Genomic DNA, 19577 nt, shown 5'->3' on the forward strand with positions numbered 1-19577 from the left:
TGTTACTTGATCGGATTAAAGTACGAGAACACTCCCGATGAACCTTTGCTACCGTCGGGCAGCATATACTGGAAGTGTACCTTGTAGGGCCCATAGCGCATCATGGGATAGGTGCCCATAATGATATAGGCGTATTGGCTTTGCTGCGATGTGCCCAGGAATCTGTTCACGATCTGTGCCTGCAGGTCGATGAAGTCGCGCTGGTAGGTGCGCGTGAGGTCGTAGGTATACGGCATACGCGTGGCCGGGTGTGGACTCGACTCATCGCTCAGTGCGTTTACATAGAACTGCTGCACCGGCAGAGCACGGCGCGGGTATAAGCCCAGCTCGGTTGTATCGCGGTTGGTCAGCACAATGTTTTGCGCCACCGGATAGTATCTGTACAACAGCGGGTAAATATCCTGACGGTAATGCTCGTCGTCGGGAATGGCGTTGACAATTACCAGCGGCGACTCATGCGTATAACTTGTACCGGTAATCTCATGCACATCGAACGGCTCGTAGCTGGCCATGAGGGGCTGCAGGTTGATGACATCCGACGAAACCTTGCCTACATACGGCTCGCGAATCGACAGGCCTTTTACCTTGTCGGCAAAGCGCGTGTGCTTGCTGGTGTGGAACGAGTAGTCGATCAGGCTTTTGCCTAAGCCTACCTGCAACACGTCGGCCGCCTGGTTGTTTTTAACGGTCAGGTCGCCGTCTTCTGTTTGAATGCGTTGCTCGGGTGTTGCACCAGGCTGCTGTGCCTTGCCCGGGTCGGTCGGCACGGCGACAAGGCCCATGAAATAGGTATTCGACAATTCCAGTGTGGGGATGGTAAAGTCAATGCGCTTCTCAGCAACGTTATAGACTACCGTCTGTTTACCATATACTTTGCCGGTTTGGCCCATGCGGATTTCGTAGTTCCAATCGGTCGGGAACAGATAGGACTGACCACGTTTCAGCTGGATATACCCCGCCGGGCTTTCATCGCGGTAATAGTTACGTTGGTCCACCACCGGGTAGGCATACTCGACGTTGGACAACGGAATGTTGTCGGGTGCTGTACCGGTCACAAAGGTTACCTCTTTTGACTCGACGGCTTTCTGGCCCTGGTCCATTACTTGTTGCCACGTTTCACCGCGTTGTATTTCAAAGCTTACCCGCACACGTGCTTTCAGCTCTTTCTGCGGCGGCAGTACTTCGGTAGAATAGAAGGTGGCAATGTCCTGGTTGTTATTCCACACCAGCTTGCCGGGCACAGCCTGACCGTTTTCGGTTACGGTAAATTCTTCCAGGCGGATGCGATAGGTCTTCGTGCCCTCGTCGTCGTCGATGTAGAATGGTTGCTCCATGCGCATGTTAAAAGCTGCCTGTGGCGCGGCGAATACGTCTACTGCTTTAGATTGATCCACCGGTTTGAGGTCGGAGATTACGTTCAGTACCAGCGGGCTGCCCGAATCGTTTACAATATGGCAATCGTCACCCAGTGATATCTTCAGGCGGAAGCTACCGCTGACCAATCCTCCCAGCACATCCACACGCACGGCCAGGTAGCCTTTAAAGGCGGTGGGATTGGGCAACTTGGCTTGCAGCAGCACGGCGGCGCCGCCACTCATGACCGAGAACTTTTTCTTGATACCAAACAGGCGAATCGATACGCCCACTTCACCCTGTAAATACGCATAAGCCTGCCCGTTGGCATACCAGCCGCTGATACCGATGGGGTCGTTTGACCCTTCGCAATGAGCGGAGCCATAGTCGCGCAGCATGATATCGAAACCGGCTCCTGCTTCAAAGTTTGCGTAGAGTATCAGGAAGTTGATGTCGCCGGTGGAGACGCTAAAGTCTGTACCGAATGCAAAGCCGCGGCCATCGGCCAGTGCGTTGAGGTCACGCATGTAGTCGAGCTTTTTAAGTTCGATGCCGAGGATGTCGGCCACCATGCTGGGTGGCGGGGGTGCGTCCAGCACTTTGCTGCCCGCCATGAAGTAGGCACCGGTCTTCATGCTCATGCTGCCAAGGCCAAATTGTATGCCCATGCGGTCGACGGGCGTACCCATGTGTACGTACCACTCGCCCTGACCGATGTGCATAACCGACCAGCCGGCGCGGTTGTTGGCACCGGTGCCGCGTAACAAACCGCCGGCTACGTTTACATATACATCAAACGTAGAGTGGAATGTTTTTTCCGAAAAATCCATGAGCATGCCGACGTGTGCCGATATCATGCCGCTGGAACCGATCTTGTTCAAATCGCCCATGATTGCCTGGGCAGCACGCGAGGGCTCTTCCATCTTCATGCGGTCCAGCTGTTTGGCTAGCAACGGGTTGTCTTTCAGATACGCTTCTTCATATTTTGCCAGCGTCTCTTTTTGTTCGTTGACAAACTCTTCTATATTTTCCGTACCGGGTATCTTACCCATGAACTTGGCGTCGCCAAAGATGCCGATGTAGTTGATACCAAAATTTTTATTGAAGCCTATTTCGAATGAGGCTTCGCCATCGATCAGGCTGCGGGTGGCGATGTTAAACAATACAGCGGCTTTAATGCCGAAGTAGGTCTTGGCATCGGGCACGTAGCTCATGTTATTGGCTATGCTTCGCTTCATGTGGTACGACGCACCGCCACCAAAGCCGTGGATGCGCAACGGGCCCACCACGGGTATACCGTCGCCATACGACACCGAGCCGTCTACAAACCAATAGCGGAATTCTTTCGAGCCGAACATGGCCCGAGCCTTTACTTCTACATTAATCGGAATAAAGGTTGCCTGCAACTGACCAGCCACGCCATTGCCGTATATCGGATCGTCTTCCATGATGACGATCGAGCCGTCGATTTTCAGCGTGCCGCTGATCGTGGCGTGTATAGTAATGGCGCTAATGCCGATACCATCGTACTTCCACGACTGGTTGCCGTGCTCATCGCGCCGCAACGCGCTCTTTACCTGTAGCCGGGTGGTGGCGCCAAACTGCGACTCCATGAGGTTCAGTTTGATGGTAAAGCCCAGTGCTGCCTTGCCGTTCTGCGCGGTAACAGCAATATTTTCCAGCGACACGGGAAAGCTGGCAAACTTTACTTCGCCGGCATAGCCAAAGTATTCTACTTCGAGGTAGGGCGCTTCGGTCATGATGTGCAGGGAGCGAAATTCAAGGCCATCAAATTTTCCGAGGGAGCTGCCACCACCGTCGCTGCTGCTGATGCCCATGCTCATCCGCCCGTGCAGCATGGCTTCCGGGCGGAAGTGATCGTCTTTGAGGTGAAGCTGTACCCACGAGTTGGGATCTATCTCGACTTTGGCTTTCCATAACGTGAAGTCGAGTTTGTTGCGTGTTTCTACCCGCAGCATGTAGTCGTCGGGCATCATGACAGCCGTGTAGGCAAACAGATCGTCTTCGGCTACGGGCAGGCCGATCAATCCTTTAAAGGATGCACCGGTAAGGTTGTTTGCCTCCAGGGCAATGCCGATTTCATCCACGGAGAATTTCCATCCCGATGCCGTTCCATTCTCAATGGGCAGTACACTTTTCTCCGCGAAATAACCCGACAATCCGTTGTTGTCGATCAGCATGTTCATGCCTGTAAACGAAATGCGTTTGCCAGGATCTGCGCTATCTTCAAACTGCTTCGGCAACGTGATGCCTACCGTTTTTGCGTATACACCACGCCAAAGCTCGGGACTGCCCGGCGTCATGTAATTCGTCTCGTAGTTGCGCGGGTAAATTATATTGGGACTGTTGCGTATATCGCTCAGGTCGAGCACTGCGCCGCGAAGCTGAAAGACGATGTCGTTTAAGTACGGTATTTGAAAATCGGGAAGGTTCAACTCGATGAGCATATCGCTCCAGTCGGCTACCACCGTGGCAAACGACCCTTTTACGCGTTTGTTGGGATCTTCAATACGCTCGCCTGTTGCGTTTACGGGAATCAGAAGGCTTCGGGGAAACTCCACATCCGCGGCAATGCCCAACTCTTTAAAACCATTGCAATCAAAGGTCAGGTATGTGCGCGAGCCCGTGGAAGCGGACCCGGCCAGGTTATTCTCTCCTTTTAATAAGAGTGCACTGCTGCCACCGTTGATGCGCACGGGTATATCGCCCAGCAACACCAATTTCGCATCGCCTACGATTCCCCCATCATACGAGAGCTTGATACCTTCCAGGCCAAAAAAGAGCTCTTTCGGTTCTTGTGGTATTTCGATGCGGGCAAAGGCGGTGAGCTCGGCATATGTCGCCTGAAACTTTACCTGGCTGATCGCGATAATAATGTTCCGGCCATTGACCTCCTTTTTCATTCCCAGCGGAAGCTGAAACAATCCATCGGGGCGAAGCTCACCGACAAAGTTGTTGATGTCGATCAGCTTTTCGATCACGTCCTGTGCGCGCTGCTTCAACGACTCGGCTGCGGTTTGCTGGCCTACATAGTGCTGAAGATATTCCTGTGTCAGCTCGCTGGTATGGTTGTCGAACAGAAATTCTTGTGACAACAACTGATTGAGTTGTGGAAAATTTCTGATATCGCCAACGGACGGGACGGGCGCATCGGCGGCGGTGGAATCCGTAGGATCGGTGGATGCAACGCTATACGCGGGAAGAGAACAAACAACCAACGCAAGGCAAAGCCCTAACAGATACAAGATCCTGCGTTTCGCGGGAGAAGTTAAACACATAATGAGAGGTAAAGACCTGCTTTTCTACGTCACAAAGATGGGATATGGACGGTACGGTTTGTGGCGCGGCGGTACTACAAATGGTCTACAGAAGTGTCTGAAACGCCGTTGCTTAAAATTGTAGATGCATTTTTGAATTGAATTGAGGGTTTTGTAGACACCCTGTCGCCGAACGTCATTCTGAGCGGAGAGACTGCACGGGGTTAATTCTTGACACTGCGTAGGATTTGTAGCCCACGGCAACCACCGCCACCGCCGTAACCAGTAACGAGGCCAGCAAAAAGATTCCGCAGGGCAGGTTAATGCGATACGCATAGCCCGACAACCACCGCGTCATCGTAAACCACGCAAACGGAAGGGCTACCAGCACCGCCGCGCCCAGTAATTTCAGGTAATAGGAAAGCATTAAGGCAACGACCTGGCCGGTCGAACTCCCGAGCACTTTGCGAATCGATACTTCGCGCTTGCGCTGATCGGTGTGAAAAGACGCCAGCCCGAACAGCCCCAAACACGCCACGGCTACGGCCAACAGTGAAAAGGCTGTGGATACTTTAATAAGATTGGCTTCTGAGGCATAGCTATTGTTGAGGGTATGGTCCAAAAAGAAATATTCGAATGGACGGCCGGGTAGAAATTTTTGCCACAGCGCCTCTAGCGCGGCAAGCGACTGCTGCTGTGTACCGGGCTTGATGCGCACGGCAAGGTATTTCAGGCTAAGGTCAAAGGCCGTGGGGGCATTGTTTAACTGAAGTACGAGCGGCGCAATCGGTTGTTGTTTTGAGGTGAAGTTAAAATCCTGTACGACGCCAATGATCTGCGCACGAAAACGGCCTACCTGGCAGAACCGGCCGATGGCTTCTTCGGGCGTCCATTTAAATCTTTTTACGAGTGTTTCATTCACTACAACGGACACGGTATCGTCAGCGCGATTGTCGAGGATGTAATCCCGCCCGGCCAGCAGCGGAATTTGGAAGGTTTTTGTAAAGTCGTGCCGCACCTTGAGACGCGGAAAGAGCTGTGATTTCTCCATGCCTTCAAACCTATAACTTCCCCCCTGGTGCTTGGCTCCCACTATTTCCTCTACGGCCGTAACGGACTCGATAGACGACTGCCGCAGAGCCTCTTCTACCATAGTTTGATAGTGTTGCGCGATGGGTGTGCGAATGACCGGAATCATCACGACATTGTCTTTTGCAAACCCGAGTGATCCACCCCTCAAAAAGTTGACTTGCTTCACAGCCACGCCGGTAACAATAATCAATACAATGGAGATGACGAACTGAAACGTTACCAGTACTTCGCGAAGCGATATTCCCTTCCCAAGTGTCTTACCGGCTTTCATGGCTTTTGCCGGCTGAAAGGAGCTGAGGATCCACGCGGGATGTATGGACGACAACCAGGCCACCATCGCTCCTGTTATAAACAATCCTCCCAGCAGCAGCGGATCCAGTATGTTGAACGTCAGCTTCTTTCCGGTGAAATGGTTGAAGTATGGTAAAGCGAATACGATCAGGGCCACAGCCATGGCAACGGACAGTATACCGATCATGGCCGATTCAATCATGAACTGCCCGATGAGCTGGGCTCGTGATGCGCCGATGGTTTTGCGCAGGCTTACTTCTTTGGCACGCCGTACCGACTGCGCGGTGGAAAGGTTCATGAAATTGATACACGCTATCAGCAACACGAATAAGGCGATGCCGGCGAGAATATAAATATCGTCTGCGTTTCCATTGGCTTCTATTTCAAATTCGAGGTGTGATTTCAGGTGAATGTCTGTTAGCGCCTGCAAGCGTAAGCTTACTTCGTCGCGAAAACTTTCGGGAAGGTGTTTCTTTACGAATGCCGGCAGGTGTGCTTCGAGGACTTTCGGTTGAACGTTATCGTTTACTAACACGTACGTCCAGCATGGATTCCAGTGCCAGCTCTGCGGATAGTCTCCTTCATAAAAGCTCTTGAGTGTTGAAAACGATGCTATAAAATCGGGGTGCATGTGGGCATTATAGGGCGCATCCTGGTATACTCCAGTCACGATCAGGCTCTCGCGGTTCTGAAACAGCAGCAGCTTTCCCAGCGGTGCCTCCTCTCCAAAATACCTGCGGGCGGTGGATGCCGACAGCATAACCGCATGGGAGTTGTTCAGGGCTGTGCTGCTATTTCCTGCGAGCATGATCAGGTCGAAAACACGGCTATAGGTTGAATCGGCAAAGAAAAAATTACGCTCATTGAAGACCCGATCGGTCGGCTCGTGGGCTACGGTGAGTATCGGCGATTGAAAATTATACAACCGCACGACTTCCTCTACCAGGTTATCATAGTCGAGCCTTAATGCATCGGCCATGGGAAAGGGAATGCTGGCGGAGCGTTCACTCACCACACCTCCTGTTGCAAAAAACTCGTTTACACGATAAATGCGTTTTGCCTTTTGATGAAACCGATCGTAGCTCACTTCGTAGCGCACGTACAAATAGATGAGTGCGCCACAGGCAAGACCGACGGCCAACCCCGCCATATTGATGAGGGAATAAAATTGCCGTTTACTGAAATTGCGCCAGGCGGCGGTTAGGTAGTTTTTTAGCATCTTCTGTCAGAATGGTATACTATTCAAGTATACGGGGTGTACCCTACTGCTATTGCCTTCAGGCGACGTTTACCCGGTAACGGCCTGGTATTGGATGCCAACCATCGACGAATGGGTTGGCCTGCCTGTTCCTATCATTCGTCGACCGTTGCATTCAATTCGTCCTTCGTTGTCACGCTTTGATGGCCGGTGGTGCGCCGGGTGCCACAAACCGATCGTAAATACTATCTTTGAATCAGATCTATGCTTGACAAAATTCCTTCCATCACAGGCCGTATCGTGGTCCCCCGGATTGTATGGCACAGCCTTTTTTGGGTCGCCGTCCTGGTATATGGTCTTGTGGAAAACTGGACCGGTTCAGAAAACAAAGATGCGATCCTGGAGGTGTACCTCACCAAGCTACCCGTACAAATCCTCATTGCCTATTTCGTCACCTACTTCCTGCTGCCACGATTTTTGATGCGGGGGAAATACATTCCGTTTATTGTCATCCTACTCGTCTCTGCTTACATCGTATCGATCGGGAATTCGTATTACAGGGCGTTCTACGCCGAACCGAAATATCCCACCTATTATAGAAGTCATACGGTGCACTCGGCGACCATGTATCTTTCCTTTTCGAAATTCCTGATGTACATCACGTCCTTCTACACACCGGCTGTCATCATGGGCCTGATCAAGCTCGTGCGGATACAACACAAAAAAGAACGACAACGCGAGGCGATCGAAAAGCAGATGTTGTTAGCCGAAATGACATTCCTGAAAAACCAGTTGAATCCGCACTTCCTCTTCAACACGTTGAACAACCTGTATATGCTCACGCTAAAGGCATCGCCGCAGGCGCCCGAGGTCGTCGCGAGGCTATCCGAAACGCTCGATTACATGCTATACCGGTGTAGCGACCATGCTGTGCCGGTACAGGGTGAAGTACAACTGATCGAGAACTACCTGGCCCTCGAAAGGCTACGGATAAACGATGATGTAAGCATAAAATTCAACGCGCCTGCTAACTCCGGTACTGCTACAGTAGCCCCTTTGATTATGCTTTCACTTGTCGAAAATGCTTTTAAGCACGGTGTGAGCAGAGGCATCGGAAAGGCTACTATCGATATCGACCTGCAAGTGATTGAATCGAAACTGACCTTTTCGGTGAGCAATACCAAGGCTGCTGCCCTGGGCGACAACACTCCACCCGGTATTGGCTTAAAAAATATCCGCCGGCAGCTGGAGCTTATGTATTCCGGGAAACACACCTTATCGATCGACGATAACACAAATCAGTACAAGGTCGAGTTACAGATCATACTACACTAAAACCGAGACGGATGGATACAGTAAAATGCCTGGTAGTGGATGACGAGCCCCTTGCCCGCGAGTTGGTAGAGAGTCATCTGGCCAAGCTCGATCAGTTCGAGCATACGGCGTCATGTAACAACGCGCTGGCAGCCTTTAGCATTCTCAATAGCCAGGACATCGACCTGATGTTCCTCGACATCCAAATGCCTATGATCACGGGCCTCGACTTTATCCGGAATTTAAAAAGCCCGCCGAAAGTCATCATCACTTCTGCCTTTCGTCACTACGCCATTGATGGGTTTGATCTTGACGTGGTTGACTACTTACTAAAACCCATTACATTTGAACGATTTCTCAAGGCTATTGAAAAGTATCTGCAATTGGCACGTCCGGTGAAGGTCATTGAGCGGGTGCCCGAAAAACCGGCGCTGGATTTTGTCTACTTGCGATCGAACAAAAAGCACCATAAGGTGGATGTAGCGGAGATCTTGTATATCGAAAGTAATAAGGATTATATCACGGTGCACATGACGGGGCGGGAGCTGGTTGTGAAGCAGCCTATTTCGGAAGTGGAAGGTATGCTCGATGAAAAAAGGTTTCTTCGGATACATCGTTCTTATCTGGTGAACGTTGATAAGATCACGGCTTTTACTGCCAGTGATATTGAGATTAATGCGGTGGAATTGCCGATTGGGACGAATTATAAGAAGGTTATTGCGGCGGCTTTAAACATTAAAGAATAACGGTAAAAAATGTCATAGCTTTGGGTATGCAAGTAATCCAGGCCAATCTGGCGATACCGGTACTTCCGCTGGAACCGGACGAGATCACCGGCAACAAACAGTTCAGGGTGTATAATTACGAGGGTAACTTTCCCAATCCGGCGGAGTTTCTGATTCCTCATCGCAAGGATCACTACCTGCTTGTCTTTGTCAAGCGTGGCACGGGCCGTCATTGGGTAGACATGACGCCGTATGTGCTCAAAAAGAATGCTGTGTACTTTTTACGCCCGGGCCAGATCATTGTCAAAGAGGAAGCAAAACAAGTATGGAGTACGGGCGTAGCTTTTACTCCCGAATTCTTGTCGTTGCAAAACGCTTCTATAAGCACGCTGCCGCTCATTCAGGATTATCATAACAGGCATGCGCTGCAGCTCGCTCCTGCCGATGCGCTTATAGTAGAGGATACATTGCAAAAGATCCACACAGAATATCTGCACCCCGGTGAGTGGCAACAGCGAATGCTGGCCGCACACCTTACGGTACTGCTTACCTATTTAAGTCGTCTGTATACCGAGCAATTTCAGGAAGACGATACCGTGACAATCGACAAACAACTATTTGCGCAGTTCCAGGCAAAGATCAATGAGCGTTTTCAACAGCTGCACGAAGTGAGCGATTATGCGTCGCTCCTGAATATTTCCGCCGGACACCTGAGCGAGGTAGTAAAGAACCAGAGTGGTAAGCCGGCGATCAAACACATCCACGACCGCCTGGTAATGGAGGCGCGGCGCATGCTGGTGCACACCAACCACCCGCTGAAAGAGATTGCCTTCGACCTGGGCTTTTCAGACGCATCTTACTTCAATCGATTTTTTAAGCGGGAAACCGGTGTGACACCCGCGGGCTACCGGACCAACATCCGGAAAATGTACCATTAACACCGACGAATGTGTCACTGCCGGGTTGGCAGAGCCTTGTACTTTTGTACTGTTACAAACTCAAATTATGAAAACAGTACTGATAACAGGGGCAAACAAAAGCATTGGCCTCGAAACCGCCAGACAACTGCTGCAGCAAGGATATTATGTATACCTGGGCTGCCGCGATCTGCAGAAAGGCCAACAAGCAGTTGACCAGCTAAAATCCGAAGGGCTGCAGCACACAGAACCGATCATCATTGACGTCGATACCCTGGACTCTATCCAGGAAGCACGCAAAATATTGGGAACCAAAACGAAGTCATTGGATGTACTGATCAACAACGCGGGCATTAGCGGCAGCTTTCCGCAAACGTCGCTGAATACCGATCCCAAGGTCTTTAGACAAGTTTTTGAGACTAACTTCTTTGGTGTGATTAATACCACCCAGGCTTTCATTGACCTGCTACGGCAGTCACCGGAGCCTCGTATTGTGAACGTTACCTCGGGTTTGGGCTCTCTGACACTTCACAACGATCCAACCTGGAAATATTACCACGTGAAGGGCGCTGCTTATACGTCTTCCAAAGCCGCGCTCAATGCGTATACTATTGTATTGGCTTATGACTTGCGCGATACCGCCTTTAAGGTAAACGTGGTAGACCCGGGTTATACAGCGACGGACTTTAACCATCACTCCGGGACGGGCACTGTGCCGGATGCAGCTATCCGCGTGGTGAAAGCCGCTACGCTTGAGCCAGACGGCCCAACGGGGCAGTTCTTTAGTGATGACAATTCGCCGGAAACGGGTATCAGCCCCTGGTAATATCGGTTTGGCCTATTTATTTTGACAATACCCAGGCACGGAATATATTTGCTGCTGATTTTCACAGCGCTCACGAGTACGTGATTACAGCAGCATCTTATGATAAGCAACCTACAAAAAGCCGTCGTTGACCTATTCTATGGCGTTAACCGAGCAAAGAAAAATTATCAACGACTAAATCCTTCGGAGAAAGTACTTGCTGCCGACGGCGCAAAAGGAATTAAAACGCAAGGCGATAAAGAGATCGAGACCGGCGCACAATGGATTGGGGCCAAAAGAGCCGTGGTGATGCTCACGGACCAAAGAATAAAATGCGGAGACTGGAATATTTTGTTGGATACGATCAAGACTGCGAATCTTTTAAAAATCGGTTCTCTATTCGGACAAGGGCAAATACTAAAGATCCAGACTAACGACAGTCAGTATTATCAATTCGGTATGCAATTTAATCCGGAGTGGATAAACCAGGATGTTCTTCCTCTGGCGATCGAAGAAGCAAAATTGAAGGTCTCCACTTTTAGTTGGATTGTAAGGGGGTTGGCATTGGGATATATTGTTTATCGGTTGTTGCGGGCATTTGACATAGTCTAATTTTTTGCGCCCCGCTGCGTATCAGCGTTTAATAAACTTTCCCCCGTATACAATCTTACCCGCCGGGTCCTGAAACTGGTAGAGGTATAAACCCGGACGAAGCGCGGGAAGATTAATAACATCGAGGACATCCAGCAGTCTCTGGCTATGCACAGCGCTGCCCATGTTATCGAATATTGTGATTGTAAATCCAGCACCCTCGGAGAGTATAGTAAGTGGCTCGCCCGCAGAAACGGGGTTGGGAAAAAGAATCGCCTTTCCTTTTGTCTCGATGTTTAGAGTCGACGGATCGGACAAGATCGCAGTACCGTCTTGTAATACAACCTCTGCTTGATACTGCATGGTGCCCGCGATGAGCTGATCGTCAAACCATTGAAAGTCCAGGGAACTACCCGGCACCTGGGTGGCTAATACCTGCTCCTGATCTGTCGTCTTATAGATCGTAATGTGATCGATGTTGACAACTGTGCCGAGGTCGAGCCGAATCTTTACGTGCTCGGCATCGTATCGGGTCGCTTCAAAGAGATTGATGTAGCATTGTACACCCTGTAGGGTGTAGTCTATCGTTTGACTTTTCAGAGATGTCGTGTTGCCCAACACAGGAGCCACGGCAAAGAACTTCCCCGCAGATGTTTTGGTAAGTATGACAAGGGTGTCGGTTGTAATGAGGAGCTTTTCAAGATATCGTTCGCCCATGGTATAGAGTTCGTATTGCTGCGCGCCACGAATTGGGTTCCACGTCAGGGCAAAGTCGTTATTGCAATGGAAGGCTACCTTCATTCGCGGCTGGGGAGATATTGTAAATTCATCGGATATAAAGTCTTCGGCGCCCACGGTCATCTTTAACCGCGCGGTGCCCAACGTATCGGGCACATGCCATGAGAAGTCACCCTGGAGAATAACATTTTGTTGTATAACATTCCAGTCGCCGTGATTTATCTGTAACGATAGGGTGCCCGCGAGTGTGCTATTCCCTTTCCAGAAAATTTTTATATTCTTATCCGACTGCAGGATTTCCTCTGCCACAGGATAATCCCATTCAAATGTCTTTTCTTTTTCCCACCAGTATGCTATGGCGACCGGCTGGCCGGCCGTGAGTAGCGGCGCGGTAATGACTAGGTCGTATGACCCTTCGGGGGGGGCGGCGAGCGTGATGTACTCCACCGTGTTGAGAGAATCCTTTTTCCTTTTGGCGGGAGCCGCCAGTGAGTCGGCGTGAGGATATGAATTTAGTACCCAGGGATACCATATATTATCCGCGCGCGACAGGTAAGCATCTATGTTGTTTAGGAGGGCCTGGGGGCTGCCGGGTTTTGCGGCGGGATCACTCCACGTGACTGCGATTTGCAGTGTCGTGGTATTTGGTGGAACGGTAATGGATATGGTATGTTGTTGCCGGCTATCGAGTGTTATCGTGTGGGTTTGTTTCGCATAAATAGTTTGCAATGCCTGGTAGGTGTTAATACTTCCGTAGCCATAGGTGAAGTCGATTCCTCTCGGGCCTGTGTCGTCGGCGCTGGCAAGGAGAATCGCTTTGAGGGCGGCGGCTGATGGGTGGGTGTTGTAGACGTCGTAATATGCTTGCTGTAACAAGGCCGTTATGCCCGTGGCGAGTGCGCAGGCATCGGACGTTCCGTCCTGACCGAAGGCAGTGAGCTCGGGTTTGAGGCGGCCGTCGTATGCCGGGCCGCGCGAGTTTAATACGTTTACGGTAAGGGTCGTATCCACGGCGTTTAGGGTGAGCGGGTTCTTGGCTTGTTTAAAATTTCCGGAAAGGTTAGCCAGGTTCATGCCGCTGTAGATTCCGTGGTCGGGCGACTGTGCACCCAGATTTCCCACGGAGAACAAATGCATAAGCTCCGGATTTACCATCATTTGCTGATCGTATGCGGCGGCTTCGTTTCCGTAGTAGTTTTCAATGTCCACGCCATAGGAGTGATTCTGCAGGCGGATGTTGTATTCGGTAAAGATCGCATCGGGATCCGGAAGTAGATTTTCAAAGTTCGCGGATGTAATGCGCGCCGCCGGTGCTACTCCCTTCCCGGTTGGGCCGGTGTTTTCACCACCTGCGATGAGCGTTGCCATGGTTGTGGCATGCTGCGACATGGAGGATGATGTCAATGGTGTTTCGAACGAGCGGTCTGCAAGGTCGATATCGGCCGTATCAAAGCGTTGTTCTTTGATCGAGACAGAGATACTTTCTCCACGCAAGTCCGGGAAAACTCTATGCGCTTTCTCTATTCTATTATAAGCTTGATCGGCGTAGTCGGTTCCTGCTTCAGTCTTCGGCATTTGCTGAATATCCACAAAGACAACGTTTGCATCTGCCTCCATCGCTTTCGCCACTGCATAGCGAGTCTTTATTCGAAATGTGTTTGTTGCCGGATAATGATACAGCAGCCTGGCATTGGCAGCATATTTCTGTTTAAAGACCGCGCTGTCTTTACACGTGACCGAAAAGATGATTTCCTGATTACCAATACGCGTACTCTGGTTGATGAATTTTGGCGACAGCTTAGGCTGAGCATATAATGAATTGATATTTAACGCTAAAAAAATCAAATACAGACAAATATTGCAGCGACTCATAGTGAATAAATATAATACATAACTACCAACCTTACATATCCGGTATTAGCAAATCATAAATACCTCATATATCCGGTATCCAATATATATAACAGATCAAAAATTATATACTTTCGATAATTCGACAAAGAGTCATGGTGATTATTTTCATAAGTGACAGATTAATGATACTTTCAATTGCGCTCTAGAGTCGGCGCATTATTCGTTAACCTAAATTTTAAACCAATGAAAAAGTATCTTTCAATTACCCCATTATTACTGGCCCTGCTAATCACCGTTGACTCCTGCCAGGAGTCTGAAAACGAAGCTCCGCTAAAAAAAAGCGAAGTATCCAAAGAGGTGCTGGCTAAGCTTGTCGAGCTCGGCTTTGATGTTACCGATAAAGCTCCTTTTAAGTTTGAAGACGGTTACCTGGTCGAGGGTGATATTTACCTGACCCAGGCAGACCTGGCCGAGATGAAACCCGGCCAGTCGCTGCCCACCGCAGAGCAATACAGTACCAACAACCTGGTAAGCGGCAGCCGTAACATATCGGTTTATATCGGTACAAACTTTAGTTCTACCTATGTAACGGCGTTGAATACAGCCATTGCGCGCTATAATGCAGAAGGTTTGAGACTTACCTTCTCCAGGACAACCAGCAGCAATGGTGCTACGATCCGCATCACACGTTTGTCGTCGTCACAGGAAAACAGTGGTGTGCTGGGCTCGGCTGGTTTCCCGACGTCTTCGGGAAATCCGTACAGCGCCATTCAAATGAGTGGTATTCTGCAAAGCACCTATGGACTGTCTGCCAATGGCATCGCCACCATCCTTGCGCATGAGATGGGCCACTGCATTGGTTTACGTCACACAGATTATTTCAACCGTGCGATCAGCTGCGGCGGCTCGGCTTCTAATGAAGGCACTGCCGGTGTGGGTGCTAACCACATCCCCAATACGCCGACAGGCGCGACGGCGGCAGCCAGATCATACATGCTGGCCTGTACCGATGGCAGCGACAGACCATTCAACCCGGCCGATAAAATCGCGCTGCAGTATCTCTATTAATTAAACATTGCCGACTTTTCAGAGCCTATGGAAAGCGCCACGAGTAATTCGTGGTGCTTTCCTATTTTTTTATGGGGATTTAGGGTATCCGCGAGTTTCATTTACTATTATTGTATTGGCTGCACTTGTGTGAATTGTGATTGCTGTTGCGCCGGCCGGCTGATTATCCTGAATAAGTCAAAATATGATAGCATACATCGGAAACAACTATTTTGCGTACACCTTGGCACTAGCCTGGGTGGCCTTCTTTATCTTGACGATTATCGACATATTTAGCGGATCCTTCAGAGAGCAGTCTAACCGGATCCTGTGGCTTCTCTTCGTCCTGTTTATTCCCGGGTTGGGTGTACTTCTCTACTGGGCCTGGGGGCGCACGACGAAAGTACCGAGATAACGGTACTTCAATCCAGCGCGGCGGCCTTCCAATCGCCAAAGATATTTTCCAGCGTATAGACGTTGACCTCTGCTGCTGTAAGCTGGTGCGACCAGGGAGCGCGCGTCGTCGGGCTGGCGCCGGCACCAGTAGACTTATATTCGGCATAAAATGATGTGCCCTCCGCATCTGGCTTACTCCAGTTATGCCAGCCTTCCGGCAAAATGCTCGCGCTCAGGTTACACTCGATAAAAACAGTTTTTGCATAGGGGCGCCAGGGCCGGCCGAGGTAAAGCTTTGTTGTTTCAGGCGATGTCGTGATGGTGCAATTTCTGAACACAAAGCCAAAACGCTGTCGCTGTGGCGTAGAGGCTGCCGTGATGTACGAGTTTTTCTTTCCATGAATATGGCATCCATCAAATACTACGGTGGCTGAGCCGAAGATAAAATCGGTGGTACCTTCTATGTAACAGTTTTGATAGTATTGACGACTGTTGTCGACACCGGCATATAGCGTGTCCTGGTTGGCGACTATCTTGCAGTTTACGAACACACAGCGGTCTGCCTCCACGTGTAACGCGACGGCCTGCCCTACCCCGGTACCCGCCGAGTTCTCGAACGTGATGTTCTCCGCCCGGAAATCGTTTCCTTGCACCAACACCGTGTACGAGGTGAAGGTATTGATCTCACCTTTGCCGGAATAGTCATTCCAGATAATGATGGTATGCTCTTTATCCTCGCCCTTTAACATGATGTTTGTCTTCCAGGAAGGTATCACCAGCTTTTCGTTATAGGTACCTTTCTTTACCAGGATTACGATGCGGGTTTGCGAATGATTGGCCGAGGCGTTGACGGCCTCCTGGATGGTACGAAAATTGCCGGTGCCGTCCTGTGCTACGCTCACCACTTGTTGTTGCGCATGCAGCAATAGAACCGCAATCAGCATTCCGAATACCAGCACGAGCTTTCGCATGCCAGCCGTCAGCATCGTGTTACGGAATAACATCTTTCACCAGCTCGTTAAGATAGCATTCTATATACGTATACGTCGAGTCCGCAGCTGTCGTTATTGCGTCCAAAGGATCGGTGGCATTGAGGCGATGTTTTTTCTCCCACGCATCGGGCAGTCCGTCGGCGTCGGTATCTTTACATGCGGGCGCTGATTGCAACACCGGCCATCCGTCTACATCACGTTGCGAGTCAATAATACCGTCGTGGGCCTGGCCGAAGGTGGCTGTACCGGTTTTCACTTCTTGTACAATGCGTTTATCCACCGCATCACGCTTCAGGCTGGCGCCGGCGTATTTTATCACATCGGCGAACGCCGCCTGTGCGGATTGTACTTTGATAGCCTCCACCTCAAATGGAGTCCCGACGCGTGTTGAGTCGGGATGCTCGGCTTTTACACCGCCCTTCCAATTGTCGGCCGATACCGTTTCGTTTCCGTGATAGACGTTGCCCTCAACATAAAAGCGACCATAGGGCGCACTGGGATTGAGCATCCAGTTGCTCTTTGGTTTGGTGGCGGGTCCTGCTTTATAGTAGTTATTTACTACGTTGTATTTACCACGCTCGCCCCCGTAGGTGTTGTTGCCGCCCCAGTTGTAAATAACGTTGTTTCGAAAATCAACAAGCTCGTCGGGGGGATTAGGCGTTGTAGACGATCCGCTGAACCGCGGCAGACGGCTGGTATGGTGTGCCAGCAAATTGTGATGAAACGATGCACCCATTCCGCCCCAAATGCCGCCGTAGCCATGCTCGCCTTTCGTATGCACCGACTTATTGAGGCTTTCGGATATAATGCACCATTGCAGCGTAAAGTTACGATTTCGATAGAACGAAGCACATTCGTCGGTCGCCCAGCTAACAGAGCAGTGATCGATGATAATATGCTCCGAATACTTTGCACCTCCAAAAGCATCGGTTTCCTGACCCGCCAGATCGCCCAGCCGGAAGCGAAGGAAACGAATGATGACGTTGTTGGCCTGGATGGATACAGACTGATTTTGAATGCAAATGCCATCGCCGGGCGCCGACTGACCAGCGATGGTCACCTCACCATGATGAATGGTGATGGGTGACTTCAATTCGATATTGCCTGAGACGGCAAATACAATGATCCGCTTTTCTTTTGCCTTGACGGCTTCGCGAAAGCTGCCAGGCCCGTCATCTTGCAATGTTGTAACGATATAGATCTTCCCACCACGCCCGCCGCTGGTAAACTTTCCAAAACCGTCTGCCCCAGGAAACGCCAGTGTCTTTTGCTGCGCCAAAGCGGCACTATACGTTAGCACGACCAAGGCTACGATGACCATTTTTAGAACCTTCATATATTCTCTCTTCAATAGTACAGGAAAGAGGTGTGTTTTACAAACACACCTCTTTTCCATGATTTAGTCCCTCCAGCGTGGATCTCCCACCTCTCTATCGATCAACGCCTGATTGCTAATGGTGAAGTCTCCCGTAGCGGCATTGGCAAAGCCTGGATCCAACGTGGTGTGGGTTCCAGATATATCAGTCTTCGCGCCGGCAACATATGCCTCTGTATAAAAACCTGCGGCATTAAAATAATTATTATTGCTACAAGTAGGTTGTGATGAACCGGATTGGTTCGTATAGTATCCGTCTGTCGCGGCGATTAGCGTATTGCGAATCTCCAGTGTATTGGTCGCGAAGCGTACGTACACGATCCGGTCCTGTGTATTGGATACGCCGTAGAGCGTGCAGTGATCAATCAATACCGCAGACGTTTTTCCGGTGCCGGAAAGTCCGGCCGCAGCATCGAGCCGAACAAAGTCCCTGCCTGGCGCACAGTAGTTGAATGTGCTGTTGGTTAGCGTCAGGTTAGCTACATACGCCGCACGGAAGTCAATGAAATCTGCCGACACCGTTAGGATGTCACTCACGATGCAATTATCAAAAGTAATACCCGGAATTTCAGTCACTACCGACGAGGAACCCGAGGCAAGCGATTTAGTATAGTCATGTATTTCACATCCCTTTACTGTCAGTGTACCATAGGTGCCCGAAGCACTGTAAACGAATGCATAGTCCAGTGATGTTTCGGGGCTGCCTTCTGTCGTGAGATACTTTCCATCCATACTCAGGTCGGTCACGATTACGTTACCACTACCCGGCTGCAATGCAAACTGCGTATGCACCACAGGCTTGTCGTATGGATAAAGCCCCCGGATAGCGATGGCCTTGTCGATATTGATTACGCCTGTATACGCTTTGTACTCACCCGGATATAGCACCAGCACATCGCCGGAGGCCGCGGCCGCGACGACTGCGCTCAAATCATCTTCCGGGTGCACCGGCGTGCCATCCACTAATGTTTCAAATGTTATCTGCCCACGTTGTTTGGTGGCATTATAGAGTGTAGCAGTATAGCGGGTCGCCTCCGACAACCCGGTTACCGTGACCGCTCCGGCCGCCACTTCGGCTTCGGTTATATCGTGCCGTATGTCGCCAGGTTTGACCAGGATGTGCGTTGCCATACTGTTGGCGGGCCATCGCAATCTGGCGCTATTTTGATCGATCGCACCATTTTCAATTGGCAGAAAGATATTTTCCATGGCTGTCGCTATGGAAATTCCCGCCCATTTTGAATCTGACGCGCCGATGGCACTTACCGCCTTAACACGGGCAGAGTAGCGCGTCTCGCTGTCGAATGTTTCCAGTAAAGGCAGTTCGTTCGGTTCCACTGTTACTGTGCGGATAATAGATCCAAAGGACAGGCTGTCCTGACTGAATTCCACGACATAATGATCAACGTCCGAACGCGTTTTCCACGCCAGCTCGATAGAGGTTAAATTTCGTATTTTGGCAGTCAGCTCGGTGGGCGTATAGGCCCTATCTAAGTCCAGCTCCTCCATGACCGGGTCTGCGAGGTCACCGCATGCCATACACGCGCAGGCAAAGAGACTCGAAAAAAGAGCCTTCTGTATATATCTGTTTTTCATATACTGCGTGATTGG

13 protein-coding genes are annotated in these 19577 nt (G+C 50.5%); 7 read left to right on the top strand and 6 right to left on the bottom strand.

Annotated elements, in window-relative coordinates:
* Window positions 1-2: 2 nt before the first annotated feature.
* Both K7P01_RS06085 and K7P01_RS06090 read right to left on the bottom strand, forming a co-directional pair.
* Window positions 3-4652, bottom strand: coding sequence for a hypothetical protein (locus K7P01_RS06085; RefSeq protein ID WP_267290923.1), 4650 nt, complete (start codon window positions 4650-4652; stop codon window positions 3-5).
* Window positions 4653-4827: 175 nt separating this feature from the next.
* Window positions 4828-7233 (bottom strand): ABC transporter permease, encoded by a 2406-nt coding sequence (locus tag K7P01_RS06090; RefSeq protein WP_267290925.1) that lies wholly within the window; start codon window positions 7231-7233, stop codon window positions 4828-4830.
* 243 nt (window positions 7234-7476) lie between these two features.
* On the opposite strand from K7P01_RS06090, the gene K7P01_RS06095 reads away from it, so the two are divergent.
* The 5 genes from K7P01_RS06095 to K7P01_RS06115 all read left to right on the top strand — a co-directional run bounded on the left by K7P01_RS06095 (window position 7477) and on the right by K7P01_RS06115 (window position 11585).
* Window positions 7477-8547 carry a sensor histidine kinase gene (locus K7P01_RS06095; protein WP_267290927.1) on the top strand — a complete coding sequence of 357 codons (1071 nt, stop codon included), beginning with the start codon at window positions 7477-7479 and terminating at the stop codon, window positions 8545-8547.
* A gap of 11 nt (window positions 8548-8558) precedes the next feature.
* Entirely contained in the window at window positions 8559-9272 is a 714-nt protein-coding gene (locus tag K7P01_RS06100; RefSeq protein WP_267290929.1) for a LytR/AlgR family response regulator transcription factor, read from the top strand.
* A 26-nt stretch (window positions 9273-9298) separates the two neighbouring features.
* Window positions 9299-10189 (top strand): AraC family transcriptional regulator, encoded by an 891-nt coding sequence (locus K7P01_RS06105; protein ID WP_267290931.1) that lies wholly within the window; start codon window positions 9299-9301, stop codon window positions 10187-10189.
* A gap of 67 nt (window positions 10190-10256) precedes the next feature.
* Window positions 10257-10994 (top strand): SDR family oxidoreductase, encoded by a 738-nt coding sequence (locus K7P01_RS06110; protein ID WP_267290933.1) that lies wholly within the window; start codon window positions 10257-10259, stop codon window positions 10992-10994.
* Between the two features lie 99 nt (window positions 10995-11093).
* The gene (locus K7P01_RS06115) at window positions 11094-11585 is read left to right on the top strand and encodes a hypothetical protein (RefSeq protein ID WP_267290935.1); all 492 of its coding nucleotides are present in this window, start codon (window positions 11094-11096) and stop codon (window positions 11583-11585) included.
* Window positions 11586-11606: 21 nt separating this feature from the next.
* Here the strand turns inward: K7P01_RS06115 and K7P01_RS06120 are convergent, their stop codons facing one another.
* On the bottom strand, window positions 11607-14174 hold the full coding sequence (locus K7P01_RS06120; protein WP_267290937.1) for a S8 family peptidase: 2568 nt from the start codon (window positions 14172-14174) through the stop codon (window positions 11607-11609).
* Window positions 14175-14399: 225 nt separating this feature from the next.
* On the opposite strand from K7P01_RS06120, the gene K7P01_RS06125 reads away from it, so the two are divergent.
* The gene (locus K7P01_RS06125) at window positions 14400-15224 is read left to right on the top strand and encodes a zinc-dependent metalloprotease (RefSeq protein ID WP_267290939.1); all 825 of its coding nucleotides are present in this window, start codon (window positions 14400-14402) and stop codon (window positions 15222-15224) included.
* Window positions 15225-15408: 184 nt separating this feature from the next.
* On the top strand, window positions 15409-15618 hold the full coding sequence (locus K7P01_RS32050; RefSeq protein WP_397310840.1) for a PLD nuclease N-terminal domain-containing protein: 210 nt from the start codon (window positions 15409-15411) through the stop codon (window positions 15616-15618).
* A 7-nt stretch (window positions 15619-15625) separates the two neighbouring features.
* Here K7P01_RS32050 and K7P01_RS06130 read toward each other — a convergent pair whose 3' ends face one another.
* The 3 genes from K7P01_RS06130 to K7P01_RS06140 all read right to left on the bottom strand — a co-directional run bounded on the left by K7P01_RS06130 (window position 15626) and on the right by K7P01_RS06140 (window position 19562).
* Window positions 15626-16603 carry a pectinesterase family protein gene (locus tag K7P01_RS06130; RefSeq protein WP_267290941.1) on the bottom strand — a complete coding sequence of 326 codons (978 nt, stop codon included), beginning with the start codon at window positions 16601-16603 and terminating at the stop codon, window positions 15626-15628.
* Window positions 16590-17927 carry a pectate lyase gene (locus tag K7P01_RS06135; RefSeq protein WP_267290943.1) on the bottom strand — a complete coding sequence of 446 codons (1338 nt, stop codon included), beginning with the start codon at window positions 17925-17927 and terminating at the stop codon, window positions 16590-16592. The genes K7P01_RS06130 and K7P01_RS06135 overlap by 14 nt, the downstream gene beginning before the upstream one ends.
* Before the next feature lie 63 nt (window positions 17928-17990).
* Window positions 17991-19562 carry a fibronectin type III domain-containing protein gene (locus K7P01_RS06140; protein ID WP_267290945.1) on the bottom strand — a complete coding sequence of 524 codons (1572 nt, stop codon included), beginning with the start codon at window positions 19560-19562 and terminating at the stop codon, window positions 17991-17993.
* Between the last annotated feature and the right edge of the window lie 15 nt (window positions 19563-19577).

Source organism: Parachryseolinea silvisoli (assembly GCF_021190955.1).
Taxonomy (GTDB): Bacteria; Bacteroidota; Bacteroidia; order Cytophagales; family Cyclobacteriaceae; genus Ohtaekwangia; species Ohtaekwangia silvisoli.

Bases quoted from the DNA above. Each gene is read 5' to 3' on its own strand.
- K7P01_RS06085 (WP_267290923.1), bottom strand. From the start codon at position 4,652: ATGTGTTTAACTTCTCCCGCGAAACGCAGGATCTTGTATCTGTTAGGG.
- K7P01_RS06090 (WP_267290925.1), bottom strand. From the start codon at position 7,233: ATGCTAAAAAACTACCTAACCGCCGCCTGGCGCAATTTCAGTAAACGG.
- K7P01_RS06095 (WP_267290927.1), top strand. From the start codon at position 7,477: ATGCTTGACAAAATTCCTTCCATCACAGGCCGTATCGTGGTCCCCCGG.
- K7P01_RS06100 (WP_267290929.1), top strand. From the start codon at position 8,559: ATGGATACAGTAAAATGCCTGGTAGTGGATGACGAGCCCCTTGCCCGC.
- K7P01_RS06105 (WP_267290931.1), top strand. From the start codon at position 9,299: ATGCAAGTAATCCAGGCCAATCTGGCGATACCGGTACTTCCGCTGGAA.
- K7P01_RS06110 (WP_267290933.1), top strand. From the start codon at position 10,257: ATGAAAACAGTACTGATAACAGGGGCAAACAAAAGCATTGGCCTCGAA.
- K7P01_RS06115 (WP_267290935.1), top strand. From the start codon at position 11,094: ATGATAAGCAACCTACAAAAAGCCGTCGTTGACCTATTCTATGGCGTT.
- K7P01_RS06120 (WP_267290937.1), bottom strand. From the start codon at position 14,174: ATGAGTCGCTGCAATATTTGTCTGTATTTGATTTTTTTAGCGTTAAAT.
- K7P01_RS06125 (WP_267290939.1), top strand. From the start codon at position 14,400: ATGAAAAAGTATCTTTCAATTACCCCATTATTACTGGCCCTGCTAATC.
- K7P01_RS32050 (WP_397310840.1), top strand. From the start codon at position 15,409: ATGATAGCATACATCGGAAACAACTATTTTGCGTACACCTTGGCACTA.
- K7P01_RS06130 (WP_267290941.1), bottom strand. From the start codon at position 16,603: ATGTTATTCCGTAACACGATGCTGACGGCTGGCATGCGAAAGCTCGTG.
- K7P01_RS06135 (WP_267290943.1), bottom strand. From the start codon at position 17,927: ATGAAGGTTCTAAAAATGGTCATCGTAGCCTTGGTCGTGCTAACGTAT.
- K7P01_RS06140 (WP_267290945.1), bottom strand. From the start codon at position 19,562: ATGAAAAACAGATATATACAGAAGGCTCTTTTTTCGAGTCTCTTTGCC.